General features: G+C 66.0%; 10 protein-coding genes. 4 read left to right on the top strand and 6 right to left on the bottom strand.

From position 1 onward, the window contains the following. Nucleotides 1-48 precede the first annotated feature (48 nt). The 3 genes from BRAD285_RS17060 to tcuA form a co-directional block, all read right to left on the bottom strand. Complete coding sequence (locus BRAD285_RS17060) at nucleotides 49-804, bottom strand: DUF1236 domain-containing protein (RefSeq protein ID WP_035648464.1); 756 nt, start codon at nucleotides 802-804, stop codon at nucleotides 49-51. 183 nt (nucleotides 805-987) lie between these two features. Beyond that, entirely contained in the window at nucleotides 988-2,091 is a 1,104-nt protein-coding gene (tcuB, locus tag BRAD285_RS17055) for a tricarballylate utilization 4Fe-4S protein TcuB (protein WP_006614859.1), read from the bottom strand. Then, nucleotides 2,078-3,508 carry an FAD-dependent tricarballylate dehydrogenase TcuA gene (gene tcuA, locus BRAD285_RS17050; RefSeq protein WP_006614858.1) on the bottom strand — a complete coding sequence of 477 codons (1,431 nt, stop codon included), beginning with the start codon at nucleotides 3,506-3,508 and terminating at the stop codon, nucleotides 2,078-2,080. The genes tcuB and tcuA overlap by 14 nt, the downstream gene beginning before the upstream one ends. Nucleotides 3,509-3,642: 134 nt before the next feature. Between tcuA and BRAD285_RS17045 the strand changes: the two genes are divergently transcribed. Continuing rightward, the gene (locus BRAD285_RS17045) at nucleotides 3,643-4,314 is read left to right on the top strand and encodes a GntR family transcriptional regulator (protein WP_035648462.1); all 672 of its coding nucleotides are present in this window, start codon (nucleotides 3,643-3,645) and stop codon (nucleotides 4,312-4,314) included. Between the two features lie 84 nt (nucleotides 4,315-4,398). Here the strand turns inward: BRAD285_RS17045 and BRAD285_RS17040 are convergent, their stop codons facing one another. After that, on the bottom strand, nucleotides 4,399-5,163 hold the full coding sequence (locus BRAD285_RS17040; RefSeq protein WP_035648460.1) for a DsbA family protein: 765 nt from the start codon (nucleotides 5,161-5,163) through the stop codon (nucleotides 4,399-4,401). Between the two features lie 99 nt (nucleotides 5,164-5,262). Further along, complete coding sequence (locus tag BRAD285_RS17035) at nucleotides 5,263-6,663, bottom strand: M48 family metalloprotease (RefSeq protein ID WP_006614855.1); 1,401 nt, start codon at nucleotides 6,661-6,663, stop codon at nucleotides 5,263-5,265. A gap of 162 nt (nucleotides 6,664-6,825) precedes the next feature. On the opposite strand from BRAD285_RS17035, the gene BRAD285_RS17030 reads away from it, so the two are divergent. Then, entirely contained in the window at nucleotides 6,826-8,025 is a 1,200-nt protein-coding gene (locus BRAD285_RS17030; RefSeq protein ID WP_006614854.1) for a pyridoxal phosphate-dependent aminotransferase, read from the top strand. A 114-nt stretch (nucleotides 8,026-8,139) separates the two neighbouring features. Beyond that, the gene (gene dctA, locus BRAD285_RS17025; RefSeq protein WP_006614853.1) at nucleotides 8,140-9,477 is read left to right on the top strand and encodes a C4-dicarboxylate transporter DctA; all 1,338 of its coding nucleotides are present in this window, start codon (nucleotides 8,140-8,142) and stop codon (nucleotides 9,475-9,477) included. A 106-nt stretch (nucleotides 9,478-9,583) separates the two neighbouring features. Here dctA and BRAD285_RS17020 read toward each other — a convergent pair whose 3' ends face one another. Then, on the bottom strand, nucleotides 9,584-12,820 hold the full coding sequence (locus tag BRAD285_RS17020; protein ID WP_006614852.1) for a ribonuclease E/G: 3,237 nt from the start codon (nucleotides 12,818-12,820) through the stop codon (nucleotides 9,584-9,586). A gap of 815 nt (nucleotides 12,821-13,635) precedes the next feature. Here BRAD285_RS17020 and BRAD285_RS17015 point away from each other — a divergent pair. After that, complete coding sequence (locus BRAD285_RS17015) at nucleotides 13,636-14,940, top strand: N-acetylmuramoyl-L-alanine amidase (protein ID WP_050886968.1); 1,305 nt, start codon at nucleotides 13,636-13,638, stop codon at nucleotides 14,938-14,940. Nucleotides 14,941-15,051 lie beyond the last annotated feature (111 nt).

The raw sequence follows: 15,051 nt of genomic DNA, 5'->3' as shown, positions 1-15,051 counted from the left end.
GCGGGCATTGCTGCCCGCCCCTGGTCCCGTCACCTGCCTGGTCGGGGATCAGGTGTCGAGAACTGCGACGATCTCGTAGGTCCGAGGGTCGATCACCACGATCTGCTCACGAACCAGGATGAAGTCATATCCGCGCCATTCCGGATAAACCGTCACCACCTCGGCCGGGAGCGGATGGAAGTGGACCTCGCGCGGCACCCGGGTGCCGACCGAGATGTTGAAGTTGACGTTGGTCACCGGCTCGACCCGCTGGCTGCGGATCACGCTGGTGATCTTCGTGCGCTGCTCGGTGGTCAGCTTGGCGCTGGCGCCAGCCTGGCCGGTGGTGGTCTGCGAGCGATCGCCGCCGGTCTTGGTTTCGGCGTTGGTGCTGGTGCCGGTCTTGCTGTCGCGGTTCTCCGCAGCGCTATTGCCAGTTTTGCTGTCGCGGCTCTCGGCCTTCATGTTCTTGCCGCCCTTGGTGTCGCTCTCGGAGCTGGCACCCTTGGTGGCCGGTCCCTTCATGTTGTCCTCGGCGTGCTGACCCTTCGTCGCACCGGACTTCTGCTCAGACTGGCTCGAGCGCATGTCCGAGGGGCCGCCGGCTGAAGGCGAGGCGCTGTCGCGATGCATCGTGCCGCCGGGGGCGTTCATGCCACCGCTCGATGCGCCGCCGGCAGCACCACCGGTCGCACCGCTCTGCGCCGCCGCGCCGCCGGATTGGCCGCCCGCGCCGCCCGCACCACCGGTGCCCTGCGCATGAGCAAAACTCGCACCCGCCAGGAGCGCGATTGCAGCAACTGATACCATCAAGCGATTAGTCATCCTCGATCCTCCTCGTATTGGCACTGCCCGCGCCGACAACGGCAGGAGGTTGGAGTCGTTCCGCACGGCTCCGATCGTTCCGAAAAAATGTCGCAGATCGCAACTTTATGAACGGATGCTCAGAGTCATGAATGCAGCATGACAATCAGCGGGTTCGGCGTGCCATCGTGTTGTTCCGGCAAACTACACGGCCGACGTGTGGCGCTCGCGTGCGTAGCGGACCAGCGCCAGGAAACGATAGAGGCCGTGCACGAACTTGCCGTAGGGCATGGTGATGAACAGCGCGAACACCGCGCCGAGATGCAGCGCCAGCAACAGGCCCATCGCGCTCGTCTCGCGCAACAGCAGGAGAGCGAGGCCGGTCACACCGGTCAGAACAAGCATGGCCAGGAACGCGACATCCATGCCGCGGCTGCCGCCATCCGTCATCGCCGGCTCGCGCTTGGACTTCGCGACATAGAGTCCGAGCGGACCGATCACGATGCCAAGGCCGCCGAGCGTGCCGAGCACCACCGGCAGATCCCACAGCGGGTAGGGCGCCTCGCGATGCAGGAGGTAATGATAAAGCGTCGCGACGCTGGTGGAGGCAAAGCAGAGCAGGAAGCCGTAGAACGTGAGATGATGATAGAAGCGCCTGTTGTCATCAGGCTTCTCGTCCTCGTTGTAGCAGCCGACGCCGCCGCCATCGAGATAGCGCAGGCTGCCGGCGTCGCGCACGGCGCGCAGGAAGGGACGCGCCTGGGTGAGCGTCGCCTGCGGGTCGCCGATATCGGTCCAGAAGGCGCTGATACCCTTGATGAAGGCGATCATCGCCCACAGGAACGCTGCGCCGAACACCAGCGCCATCGTGTTGTGCGGCATCAGCGCATAGAACGATCCGGGGCCATGCCGGCTTTGCAGCAACGCGGCCGGATCGTTGAAGGCGACGAAGCCGAGGATGAAGACGGCGATGCTCAACACCACGGTGAGCGCGATCGCAAGCCCGTTGCGTTTGAACATCGGCGCGAGCGCGCGCGGCCAGGCGTAGTCCGCGTAGCTCTCATGCCGGACGCGAGCGAGCACCGCGGGCACGCGCACGTCGAATTCGTGCGGCGGAGAGAACTGGCAGTCGATATAGCAGGCGCCGCAGGAATGGCAGAGGTTGGCAAGGTAGTTGAGATCGCCGCCGTTGAACGCTCGGCGCATCTCCATCGCTGGAAACACGGCGCAGAGCCCCTCGCAATAGCGGCAGGAATTGCAGATCGTCATCAGCCGATCCGCCTCGGCCAACGCCTCACTGCGCTGCATGTCGTGCTGCTGCATGTCGTGCTGCTCCCTGGCCCGCGATGCGTCCGAACACGCTGCCGATGGTCATGCCGATGCCGGCGGCGTAGCCGCGTCGGAGCACGTTGCCGGCCATGATCTCGCCGGCCGCGTACATGTTGTCGGCGCGTCCGCCTCGTCTCATCATCATTCGGGCCTCGTGATCCACGCGGACGCCGAGATAGGTGAATGTGATGCCGGGCCTGACAGGGTAGGCGTAGTACGGGCCCGTCTCGATGCGTCGCGCCCAATGCGATTTCGGCGGCGTCAGGTTTTCGGTCCGGCAATCGTCGAGAATGTCGGGATTGAAGCTGCCGTCGCGCACCGCGGCATTGAACTCCGCAACGGTAGCCGAGAGCTTGGCGGGATCGAGCTCGAGCTTGGCGGCGAGCTCGGCGATGCTGTTGGCCTGGATCGCAGGGTAAAGCGAGGGCATGAACAGATTGGCCGATTTGGCATCGAAGATGATGTAGGCGATCTGGTCCGGCTGCGCGGCGACCAGCCGGCCCCAGATGGCGTAGCGCTTCGGCCAGACGTCCTCGCCCTCGTCGTAGAAGCGCTCCGCGCGCTTGTTGACGACGATGCCGAACACGACGCAGTCGAGCCGCGTGATGATGCCGCCGTCATATTTCGGTGCGCGCGCATCGATCGCGACCGCATGACATTGCGTCGGATCGCCGATGCTGTCGACGCCGGCGCCCAGCAGCATGTCCAGCACCGTGCCGCGATTGTTGGGCGTGCCGCGGATCAGGAAGTTGCGCGCGATCTCGCCCCAGCCCTTGACCAATTTGTCGATGTTGGATTCGAATCCGCCGGCCGCGGCGACCAGCGCCTTGCCGCGGATGCGGACCCTGCCGTTAGGCTGCTGCACGATGGCAGCGCGGAAACGGTCCTCCTCGATGTCGAGCGCCACCACCTCGGCCTCGTAAAGCACGTCGACGCCGAGACGCTCCGCGGTCAGATACAGTGCATTGAGCATCGCGCGGCCGCCGCCGAGGAAGAACGAGTTGGTGCGTCCGAGGCTCAGCGTGCCGCCGAGGGAGGGCTGGAAGCGGACGCCCTGTTCGACGATCCAGTCGAGCATGTCCTTGGACTCGCGGATCATCATCCGCGCCAGCTGCTCATTGGTCTGGCCCTCGGTGACGCGCAGCAGATCGTCCCAAAACTCGTCCTCGGTGTAGGGGCCGCTCAAGGTCGCCGTCGCCGCGTCGTGGGCGCAGCGCATGTTGCGGGTGTGGCGCGTGTTGCCGCCGCGATAGAATTTTGTGGCCGCTTCGAGAACGACGACCGAGGCACCGGCGCGCCGCGCCGAAATGGCGGCACACAGCGCCGCGTTGCCGCCGCCGACGACCACGACGTCGTAGGTTTTGGGATGGTCGGCGATGTCGCCATCGGTCGTCATGACGCGATCTCTCCGGAGTCGGGCACGGCGGCACCAGGAAACCTGCGGCGCTCCGCTGAATATCGTATACTATCGTATACAAAAATATGCAATGGACCTTTTCCTCGCCTCGCGGCTGTGAGACAGTGCCAGCCATGGCCAGCGTTGCACCCACGCTCACGATCGACCGCGACAACGTCTCCCTCGGCGAGGCGGTGTTCCGCGCGCTGTGCGAGGCTCTTGAGAACGGCGTCTATCGTTCGGGAGACCGGCTGCGCGAGGACGAGGTCGCCCAGCGGCTGAACGTCAGCCGCACGCCGGTCCGGGAAGCGTTCGGGAGGTTGATGGCGAAAGGCTGGGTGCAGCCGGCCGGTGGTCGCGGCCTGATCGTGCGCAGCCTCGATCCGAGCGAGGTTCTCGAGCTCTATGCTATGCGGGAGATCCTCGAAGGAGCGGCGGCCCGGCTCGCCGCGCAATACGCCGCGCCAGCCGAGATCGCGGCGCTCCGCGATATTCACGCGCGCTTCGTCGCCGCAGCCGGTGACGCAGCCGAGCTCGCGCGGCTGAACCGGCTGATGCATGGCGCGATGCAGCGGGCGGCGCGCAATCGTTATCTCGATGCCGCACTGGCCGACATGCATGTCGCGATTTCGCTGCTTGGCACCACGACGTTTGCCGCGGAGGGGCGTCCGTCTACGGCTGCCATCGAGCACGGCGAGCTGATCGAGTCGATCGCGGCACGCGATCCCGACCGTGCCGAGGCGATCGCGCGCAATCACATCCGTGAGGCGCTGCGGACCCGGCTCGGCATGAAGCTGACGGCCTGAACACGCGCCAGCGGCTCACATCCAAAAACAAAAAAAGGCCGGCTGATCCAGCCGGCCTTTCGTTTGCATCCCGTGCTGCGCGGCTCAGCAGCTCGCCTTGCCGCAGCGCGCGGTGCTGATCTTCTCGCGCAAGCCCTCGACGCCGACGGCGCCGATCACGACCTGCTTGCCGATCACGTAGCTGGGCGTGCCGTTCATGCCCATCTCCTCGGCGAGCTTGAAATTCTCTTCGATTGTCGCCTTTGCCTCGGGGCTCGCCATGTCCTTTTCGACCCGAGCCATGTCCAGCCCGAGATCCTTCGCCACGGCGAGCGCGTGGGCCTTGTCGGCCTGGCCGCGGCCGCCGAGCAGCTTCTGGTGGAAGTCGAGATATTTCTGCGGCGCCTGCATGCGCACGGCGACGGCGACCTGCGCGGCTTCGACCGAGCCCTGGCTCAGCACGGGGAATTCCTTGAGCACGACCTTCAGCTTCGGGTCGCTCTTCATCAGCTCCATCATGTCGGTCATCGCGCGCTTGCAGTAGCCGCAATTGTAATCGAAGAACTCGACGAAGGTGACGTCGCCGTCCTTGTTGCCGAGCACGACGCCGCGCGGCGAGTTGAAGATGGTGTCGGCATTCTTGGCGATGCCAGCCTCGTGCTTGGCCGCCTCGGCCGCGGTCTGCCGCTTCTGCAGCTCGGCCATCGCCTCCTCGAGCACCTCGGGATGCGCGACCAGGTAGTTCCTGACGATGGTCTCGATCTCGCCGCGCTGGCTGTCGGAAAAGCTCTCAGCCGACGCCACCTGCGGGGCGCCGCAGAGCGAGAGCGCGAGCAGCGCCGCGGGGAGGAGCGTGCGGAATGACGGCATGAAGGAGGTCCTCTGGGTCAAAATGATCGGGTCCTTTGTCGAAGGCTGTGAGCGGTATCTTGGTAATCTTGGCGTGATGTTAGCAGCAAATCGGTCGTTCTACTGGCTCGAAAGCGGCTTGGAAGCGACGATGTCGTCTGCCTTCACCCAACCCGGCGAACCCACCGCGAAGCGGGTCTTGGCCCGCGATGCAAGCTCGCGGGCGGTCTTGTTGTCGCCCCGAAGGAAGGCCGCCTGGGCCGAGGCGAGGTCGGCCTCGGCATAGTCGCCCTTGCGGCCGTAGGCCATCGCGAGCTGGGCGTAGCCGATCGGCGCTTCGGATTCGCGCGCCACCGCCGCGCGCAGGATCGAGATCGCCTCTTCCGTGTAGGCCTTGTTCTCCGACGCCACCAAGGCCTGGCCAAGTAACATCTCGATGAGCGGCGCGTTATTGGACAGCTGCACCGCCTTGCGCAGCGGTGCGATCGCCTCGGTCGGACGGCCGCCTTCGAGCAGGGCCTGGCCGCGAACCTCGTGGAAATAGGGGTTGTTGGGCTGCACCTGGATCAGGGCGTCGATCTGGGTCAGCGCACTGCGCAGGTCGCCGTGGAGATAGGTGGAGATCGCCCGCGCATAGCGCGCCGGCAGGCTGTTGTCGGACAGCGGATAGCGCCGCGCCACCGTGTCGGGCCGCTCCATGAAGGCCGAGATCTTGGCTCGGACCATGTCATGGCGCATCTGCAACGACGCGTCGTCCTTCTTGTCCCAATAGGGCGACTGGCGCGCCAGGCCTTCCAGCGCCTCGACGCGGTCGGCCGGCATCGGGTGCGATTGCAGGTAGGGGTCCGAACCGCGCGCCGCGAAGAGGCTCTCATTGGTGAAGCGCTTGAAGGTCTCGTACATGCCCTTCGGCGATTGCGCCGTGGCGGTGAGGAATTTGACGCCGGCGCGGTCGGCGTTCTCCTCCTGCTGGCGCTGATAGGACAGCAGCGAGCGGCGGATCACCTCGCCCGGCGCCGACAGCGTCGCGGCGCCGGCATTGGCAAGGCCGCCATTGCCGCCGCCGCGGGAGGCGCCCATGGCGAGCGCGCCGGCGCCGAGAATGGTGGCGATGATCATCTGCGTCTGTGCGGTGGCGAGCTGCTGGCGCAGCTTGGCAAGGTGGCCGCCGGCGAGATGGCCGGTCTCGTGCGCGAGCACGCCAATCAGCTGGTTCGGATTCTCCGACTGCATGATCGCGCCGTAATTGACGAAGATGCGACGGCCGTCCGCGACGAACGCGTTGAACGAGCTGTCGTTGATGATGACCATCTGGATGTTCTGCTTCTCGAGCCCGGCGGCGCGCAGGATCGGCCGCGTGTATTCACGCAGCAGCACCTCGGTTTCGGTATCGCGCAGGATCGGCGGTCCCTTGCCCTGCTGCGCCGAAGCCGGCGCAACCGGTCCGAGCGCCATGGCAGCCGCGAGGATCGCGGCCAGCCCGCCGGACAATTTCTTGCGAAGCACGATTGGGAGCAACATCGGTCGATCTTTGCAATTGGCGCGAGGCTCGATACGGGCTATTGCCCACCAAACTGCGGAATGCGGCTCATCTGCGGCGAATGAGGCCCAATCATGCCATGGTCCTCATGCCGGCCGGTCGAGAGAGCGGGTCCGAACAGGCGGCGTCAATAGCAGATATCCATGGTGGATGCGACAGTGATACCGACATTGGAACAGCGGCTCGCCAACCTGACCGCGCCGTCCGCGCGCAGCAATGTTCCGCCGTTCATGGTGATGGACGTGATGGCCGCGGCCGAGCGGATCGAGGCGGGCGGAGGCCATGTCATTCACATGGAGGTTGGCCAGCCGGCCGCGCCGGCGCCGCGCACCGCGATTGCGGCCGCCCATGCCGCGCTCGACCAGGCCCGCATCGATTATACGTCAGCGCTCGGCCTGTCGTCGCTGCGGCAGCGGATCGCGCGGCATTATCGCGAGACGCATGCCTGCGAGATCGATCCGGCGCGGATCGTGATCACCACGGGATCCTCGGCCGGTTTCATCCTGGCATTCCTCGCGATGTTCGAGCCCGGCGATCGCGTTGCGGTCACCGTTCCCGGCTATCCGCCGTATCGCCACATCCTGACGGCGCTGGGTTGCGAGCCGGTGCTGATCGAGACCACGGCGGAGAATCGCCATGCGCTGACCGGCGAGGCGCTGCTCGCAGCGCATCGCAAGACGCCGCTCAAGGGCGTGTTGGTGGCGAGCCCGGCCAATCCGACGGGGACGATGATGTCGCGCGACGCGCTCGGCGGTGTCATCGCGGCCGCGCGCGACGCCGGCATCCGCTTCATCTCCGACGAGATCTATCATGGGCTCGACTACGCGTTTCCGGCGGTGACGGCGGCGGAGCTGTCGCGCGATGCGCTGATCATCAACTCGTTCTCGAAATACTTCTGCATGACCGGCTGGCGCATCGGCTGGATGGTGGTGCCGGACGCGCTGGTTCGTCCGATCGAGCGCTTGCAGCAGAACCTCGCAATCTCCGTTCCGACCTTGTCGCAGATCGCGGCGGAGGCCGCGTTCGACGGTCGCACCGAGATGGAAGCCATCAAGCACGGCTATCAGGAGAACCGCCGCATCCTGATCGAGGGATTCCCGAAGGCTGGCCTGACCCGGTTTCTTCCGGCTGATGGCGCCTTCTACCTTTACGCCGACGTCTCCGACTTTACCTCCGACAGCCTGGAGTTTGCCAAGCGCATGCTGGAAGAGACGCATGTCGCGGCGACGCCGGGCGTGGACTTCGATCCGATCCACGGCCGTAGCTTCATGCGCTTCTCCTATGCACGTTCGGCTGAGGATATGCGGGAAGCCGTGGCCCGGATCGCGCGCTGGCTGGGCTAGCGCCCGGCGCCACCATCCTTCGTCGTCATTGACTCGGCCGCGACAATTTGTCTGAGGTGCGCGTGGCAAGGGCTGGGACAGTCGAGGCCCGACAGACGAAGGTGGATGAGGCCGATGGCGGCAGCGACGGAAACCGGGACGCGCGGCGTCCCTTCACAAGCGGGCAGCAAACCCTGGTACAGCATTCTCTACATCCAGGTGCTGATCGCGATCGTGATCGGGGTCCTGGTCGGCTGGCTGTTCCCGAACTTCGCCACCAATGATTGGATCAAGGCGCTCGGCGACGGCTTCATCAAGCTGATCAAGATGGTGATCGCGCCGATCATCTTCTGCACCGTGGTGTCCGGCATCGCCCACATCCAGAATGCCAGCAAGGTCGGCCGCGTCGGCGTGAAGGCGCTGGTGTATTTCGAGATCGTCTCGACCTTCGCGCTGGTGCTGGGCCTGATCGTCGGTAACCTGGCCCCGCTTGGCCATGGTCTGGCCGCCAAGCCCGATGCCGCCGCGGTTGCCAATTACGTCAAGCAAGCGGAAGCGCAGAAGTCGGTCGACTTCGTGCTGAACATCATTCCCGACAGCGTGGTCGGCGCGCTGGCGCGCGGCGACATCCTGCAGGTGCTGCTGTTCGCGATCCTGTTCGGCTTCGCGCTGATGGCGCTGGGGGAGCGCGGCCACCGGCTGCGGGACGTGATCGACGATACCGCACACGCGGTCTTCGGCGTCATCGCCATCGTGATGAAGGCGGCCCCGGTCGGCGCGTTCGGCGCCATGGCCTTTACGATCGGCAAATACGGTCCGGCGGCGCTCGGCAATCTGATCGGTCTGATCGCGCTGTTCTACATCACGGCCGGCCTGTTCGTCGTGATCGTGCTCGGCCTGGTCGCGCGCTTCATCGGCTTCAGCATCTTCAAGTTCATCGCCTACATCAAGGACGAGCTGTTGATCGTGCTCGGCACGAGCTCCTCGGAAAGCGCGCTGCCGCAGCTGATGGAGAAGCTGGAGCGGCTCGGCTGCTCCAAGCCGGTGGTCGGTCTGGTCGTGCCGACCGGCTACTCCTTCAATCTCGACGGCACCAACATCTACATGACGTTGGCGACGCTGTTCATCTCGCAGGCGCTCGGCGTCGACCTCTCGTTCGGCCAGCAGGTCACCATCCTGGTCGTGGCGATGCTGACGTCGAAAGGCGCCAGCGGCGTCACCGGCGCCGGCTTCATCACGCTGGCCGCGACCCTGTCGGTGGTCAATCCCGCGCTGGTGCCGGGCATGGCGATCGTGTTCTCGATCGACAAGTTCATGAGCGAGGTGCGCGCGCTCACCAACATCACCGGCAACGGCATCGCCGCGGTGTTCGTGTCGTGGTGGGAAGGCGAGCTCGATCACGACCTGCTGCAGAAGCGGCTCAACCAGCAGATCGACCCGTCCGATGTCGAGACGGCGGTCACGACCGGCTGAGTCGTCCGGCATCAACGTCAAGCCGAAACAGAACCAAGCTCAAACGAAAACGCCCGGCCGTCTGGCCGGGCGTTTTGCATGAAAGTGTCTGAAACCGGCGGACGGCTTACTGCCCGCCACCAAAGCGACGCGACCACCAGCCGGCCCGGCGCGGGGCTGCAGGCGTTGTGCCGTCCGTGGCCGCCGGTTCGGTTGCGACCGGCTCGGACGGTGCCGTCTCGGCTGCCGGAGCGGCCGGGTTGCTCTCGGCAACGTTCAACGCCGTAGCCGTGCTCTCCGGCTTGGGCTCGGTCACGAAGCTGACCTTCTCGCGCACGGTCGAGCGCCGCGGGGTCTTCTCGGACTCAGCCTTGGGAGCCTCGGTCTTCGCAGCTTCAGCTTTCGGAGCCTCGGTCTCATGGACCGCGGGGGCAGGGGCTTGAGCCGCCGGTGTCGCAGCAGCGGGCTCATCGACCTCAACGACGGCCGCGGCATGGACCGGCGCCGCATGCTCGGCTGGCTCGTCCTCGTGATGGGGCGCGCCATTGCCGTCGAAGTCGGCGACCGCGGCTTCAACCTCTGAGGCCGAGGCCGGCGCGAGTTCATCACCGATCGAAGCCGCGAGACCATCCTCGGCGCCACCACGACGGCGGCGGCCACCGCGGCGTCCGCGCCGGCGAGGACGCCGCTCGCCGCCGGGCTGATCGGTCTGCTCGCCTTGGGCGAAAGCGGGCTGCTCCTCGCTCTCGTCATCCTCGGCATCGGATTCCTCGACAGCCTGCTCGCCAGCAAAGCCCGGCTCGGCGTTCGGTGCTGCGACGGTGCCTTCCGGAAGCGCACCCTCGCGGGCTTCGCTGCCCCGGCCGCGGCGGCGTCGACGCCGCTTGCGGCGCTGGCCGTCGCGTTCACCCTCACCGGCGCTGCCCTCAGTCGCGTCTTCGGACAGGCCTTCGGTTTCCTCGGTCTCGACCTCGGATTCGGTCTCGACGTCGAACGCTTCGTCCTCGTCGTAGATCTCCTCGGCCACCAGCGGTGGCGCGGAGGCCTGCGCCACGAGCAGCGCCTTGGCCGCCTCGAGCGTATGCACCTGTTCGCCGCGATCGATGATGAAGGATTGCTGGCCGCTCACGCTCGGATCGGCGATGACGGCGAGCGAGACCTTGAAGCCGTTCTCGAGGTCGCGCAGATGGCCGCGCTTATGGTTGAGCACATACAGCGCCACCTCGGTGCGGGTGCGGACCACGAGATTGTGGGTCGCGCCCTTCATCAGCGCCTCTTCCAGGCTGCGCAGCAGTTGCAGCGCGACCGACGAGACGGAGCGCACATGGCCGGTGCCGCCGCAATGCGCGCACGGCTCGGTCGAGCTCTCCAGCACGCTGGCGCGGATGCGCTGACGCGACATCTCCAAGAGGCCGAAATGCGAGATGCGGCCGACCTGGATACGCGCGCGATCCTGCCGCAGGCAGTCCGACAGCTTGCGCTCGACGGAGCGGTTGTTCCGCTTCTCGTCCATGTCGATGAAGTCGATGACGATCAGGCCGGCGAGGTCGCGCAGCCGCAGCTGACGCGCCACTTCCTCGGCGGCCTCCATGTTCGTCTTGAGCGCCGTGTCCTCGATGTGATGCTCGCGCGTCGCGCGGCCGGAGTTCACGTCGATCGAGACCAGCGCCTCGGTCTGGTTGATGACGATATAGCCGCCGGAGCGCAGCTGCACGGTCGGCGAGAACATCGCATCGAGCTGGCTCTCGACGCCCATGCGCGAGAACAGAGGCTGGCCGTCACGATACTGCTTCACCGCCCGGACGTTGGTCGGCATCAGCATCTTCATGAAGTCGTGCGCCTCGCGATAGCCGGCTTCGCCGGCCACCAGGATCTCGTCGATCTCCTTGTTGTAGAGATCGCGCAGCGAGCGCTTGATCAGCGAGCCTTCCTCATAGACGAGGGTCGGGGCCTGCGACTTCAGCGTCATGTCGCGGACGGTTTCCCACAGACGCAGCAAATATTCGAAGTCGCGCTTGATCTCGGGCTTGGTGCGGTTGGCGCCGGCGGTGCGCAGGATGACGCCCATGCCTTCGGGCACGTCGAGGTCCTGCACCACTTCCTTCAGGCGCGAACGATCCTGCGCCGAGGTGATCTTGCGGCTGATGCCGCCGCCGCGGGCGGTGTTGGGCATCAAGACAGCGTAGCGGCCGGCCAGCGACAGATACGTCGTCAGAGCAGCGCCCTTGTTGCCGCGCTCTTCCTTCACGACCTGCACCAGCATCACCTGGCGGCGCTTGATGACTTCCTGGATCTTGTACTGGCGACGCGGACGGAAGGTGCGCTCCGGCACCTCCTCGAGCACGTCGTCGCCGCCGACGGATTCGACGACCTCTTCCTCGATCTCCTCGTCGTCGTCCTCATGCTCGTCGGAGACCGGCTCGGCGCCGTTCTCGTCACCCGGGACGATCGTGACGCCCTCGCCCTCATGCTCGCCGACCGGAGCGACGTCATCGTCATGGTCATGCTCGTCATGGTCATGATGATCGTGCTCACGATCATGCTCGTCATGAGCGTGGGTCTCATGATCGTCGTCTGCCTCAGCGACCTCAGCGGCGGGCGCGGAGGCTTCGGCGGGGGCGTCGTTGATCGAGGCAGCCGCGGTCTCTGCGGCTTCCACGGCCGGTTGCTCAGCAGCGGCGGCGGGTTCCGCCGGCGCGTGCGCAGCGACCGCATCATGATGGTCGTCGGCATGGTCGTGCGACGGCTCCGCCGCTCCCTGATGCGCGTCGGCCGCGTCATCGTGCGCGGGGGCGCTCAGCGGCGCCTCGGAGAAGCCATGGGCCTCGTCGTGTGTCTCGTCGTGCTCGCCGGCTTCGGCGTGCGGCTGATCCGTATGATCATCCTGCGCGTAAGCGTGATGCTCATGCGCCTCGTGGTCGGCCTCGTGGCCTTCGGCGTGAACGGCCTGATCGCCGTCCACCGCCTCCACGATCTCGCTCTGCACCCGCTCGCCGCTGCCGCGGCGCCGCGAGCTGCGGTGGCGGTTGCGCCGGCGATTGGAGCGGTTCTCGCTCTCCTCTTCGGCTTCGCGGTGGGCGCGCTCCTCGGCCTCGATCAGCGCCTGCCGGTCGGCGACCGGGATCTGGTAGTAGTCGGGGTGGATTTCGCTGAAGGCCAGGAAGCCATGGCGGTTGCCGCCGTACTCGACGAAAGCGGCCTGGAGCGAAGGCTCAACGCGGGTGACCTTCGCCAGGTAGATGTTGCCGCGGAGTTGCTTGCGCTGGGCAGTTTCGAAATCAAATTCCTCGACGCGGTTGCCGCGGACGACAACCACCCGGGTCTCTTCCGGGTGGGTAGCATCGATCAACATCTTGTTGGGCATATTGGAACTCTTGGAGGCGACGGACGCGGTTGGCCGCGAGCGCGTGGCGCGCTGTCGGATGACGCGACGGTCCACCTGATTCGGGGGTGAGGGGAAGGCCTAAACGCGTCTGGCGCCGCGCCAACCCTGATGCCGGCGGGGCGACTGGCCGGGCGGGGGTCTGGCCCCGCATCGGCGCGGATCGTCCGCTGGTCATGGTTGGCAACTCAGTTTGGCGCATCAAGCGTCGGCCCGTCTGGAATATGTGGGCGGCAGCGGGTGCCGCCTGTCTCTTGCCGAAGGCCAGATCGCGTCGAAACGCTTGCCCTGGAATAATACCCACCCCGTCAGGAATGTGGTATTAGGCTACGCCGTGTCTGACCTTGGCCATATCTGACCTCGTGCCCGTGCGGTCTCTGCGAGACGGCGCCTGCGCTAGGCGCTACTCGGCTCGTGACCGGCTCTCCGTCGCAGTCGCGCGGGGGCGCGCAGACTTGGGAGCGTCGGAAAGGCGCTGGAATCTCCGCAACGATCGAGGGCCCGACTTTGAGAACCCGATCACGAAGCTTCCGGCGTTTCACCGGGAGGTTGAACGCGACACAACCGGCAGTAAGGAATAGCCTTCAGCCCTTCGTACATACGAGGAATGGTCAGGCGGTGCAAGGGAAGCGTCGCGGAACCGCAACAATCGGTGGCCTTTAACGAAAATAACAAAATTAGGCGATTAACCCCTGGGATTGGTTGCGGTAAGACGGTCCCGCGGAGGCATGGAATTGGCAGCTGGCCGGGCAAACACCTTCTCTTTGCTGGGATGCGCGGCGCTCTGCGTCACGCAAATGTTATGCGCGGCCCCGGCGCAGGCCCAGAGCGCGCCGGTCGTCCAGCCCCAACCCGTGATCGCTGCGCCGGTATTTCCGATCGCCACCGATGCGCGGCTGGCCGGTGATTCCCGACAGACCCGGTTCGTCCTCGATCTCGATCGAACGGTTCCCTTCCGCGCCTTCGCCCTGAGTGATCCCTATCGCGTGGTTGTCGATCTACCGCAGGTGAGCTTCCACCTGCCGACCGGCGCCGGCAGCGGCGGCCGCGGACTGGTCAAGGCGTTTCGCTACGGGCTGGTGATGCCCGGCGGCTCCCGCATCGTGTTCGATCTCACGGGGCCGGCCCGAATCGCCAATTCGACGGTGCTCGATGCCGCTAACGGCCAGCCGCCCCGGCTGGTGCTCGAGCTGGAGGAGGTCGACGAGGCCACCTTTGCCCGCTCCATCGGCGTCGATGGCCGATCACCTTCCAAGCAAGCCGATTCGACCGCGTCGTCCGCGGCGACGGCAGGGCCTCCGGCCGTCAGGCCGCCGCCGACCACCGTCGCGGTCGCAACGCCCCCGTCCGGCGGACCGCCGGATACGAGGCCTGTGGTCGTGATCGATCCCGGTCATGGCGGCATCGACTACGGCACTCAGGGCGGCGAGGTTCCCGAGAAGAACCTGGTGCTCGCCTTCGGCCAGGCGCTGCGCGACCGGCTCGAACGCGCCGGTAAATACCGCATCGTGATGACCCGTGACGATGATACCTTCATCCCGCTCGGTGACCGCGTGCGAATCGCCCAGAAGCAGTCGGCCGCGCTGTTCGTGTCGATTCACGCCGACGCGCTGCCGAAGGGTGAAGGAAGCGCGCAGGGCGCCACCATTTATACGTTGTCGGACAAGGCGTCGGACGTCGAGGCGGAGCGGCTGGCCGAGGCGGAGAACCGCGCCGACCAGATCGGGGGCGTCAACCTCACCGAGGAGCCTGCCGACGTAGCCGACATCCTGATCGACTTGGCGAGGCGGGAAACCCGCACGTTTTCCAACCGCTTCGCCCGGGTGCTGATGAATGACATGAAGACCGCCGTGCATATGCATAAGCGGCCGTTGAAATCGGCGGGATTCCGGGTGCTCAAGGCGCCCGACGTGCCTTCGGTGCTGGTCGAGCTGGGTTATGTCTCGAACAAGGGCGACATGGGGAACCTCGTGTCGGAGGCATGGCGGTCGCGCACGGCGGAGGCGATGGCGCGGGCGATCGATGCGTTCCTGGCCAAGCGGGTGGCCAATGCCGTCGCCGAGCGGCCGGACAAGCCCGCGCCCGGCCGTGCAAAGCCCTAGTTTGGCCACAGCAACCGCCGTATAAACGTGCTGCGAGGCACCAGGAATCAGGTGAGGATTCCTTCTCTGCAGACTTGTGATAGGCTTGACCGCTGATGGGCTTGACCGTGC

Origin of the sequence: Bradyrhizobium sp. ORS 285, assembly GCF_900176205.1 — a bacterium.
In the GTDB taxonomy this organism is placed as follows: domain Bacteria; phylum Pseudomonadota; class Alphaproteobacteria; order Rhizobiales; family Xanthobacteraceae; genus Bradyrhizobium.
The sequence above is the reverse complement of the archived record's forward strand: the minus strand, read 5'-3'. Positions and strand labels throughout refer to the sequence as shown.

Coding starts and splice junctions, on each gene's coding strand:
- tcuA (WP_006614858.1), bottom strand. CDS start 3,508: ATGACGACCGATGGCGACATCGCCGACCATCCCAAAACCTACGACGTC.
- BRAD285_RS17030 (WP_006614854.1), top strand. CDS start 6,826: ATGGTGGATGCGACAGTGATACCGACATTGGAACAGCGGCTCGCCAAC.
- BRAD285_RS17045 (WP_035648462.1), top strand. CDS start 3,643: ATGGCCAGCGTTGCACCCACGCTCACGATCGACCGCGACAACGTCTCC.
- BRAD285_RS17015 (WP_050886968.1), top strand. CDS start 13,636: ATGTTATGCGCGGCCCCGGCGCAGGCCCAGAGCGCGCCGGTCGTCCAG.
- tcuB (WP_006614859.1), bottom strand. CDS start 2,091: ATGCAGCGCAGTGAGGCGTTGGCCGAGGCGGATCGGCTGATGACGATC.
- BRAD285_RS17040 (WP_035648460.1), bottom strand. CDS start 5,163: ATGCCGTCATTCCGCACGCTCCTCCCCGCGGCGCTGCTCGCGCTCTCG.
- BRAD285_RS17060 (WP_035648464.1), bottom strand. CDS start 804: ATGACTAATCGCTTGATGGTATCAGTTGCTGCAATCGCGCTCCTGGCG.
- BRAD285_RS17020 (WP_006614852.1), bottom strand. CDS start 12,820: ATGCCCAACAAGATGTTGATCGATGCTACCCACCCGGAAGAGACCCGG.
- dctA (WP_006614853.1), top strand. CDS start 8,140: ATGGCGGCAGCGACGGAAACCGGGACGCGCGGCGTCCCTTCACAAGCG.
- BRAD285_RS17035 (WP_006614855.1), bottom strand. CDS start 6,663: ATGTTGCTCCCAATCGTGCTTCGCAAGAAATTGTCCGGCGGGCTGGCC.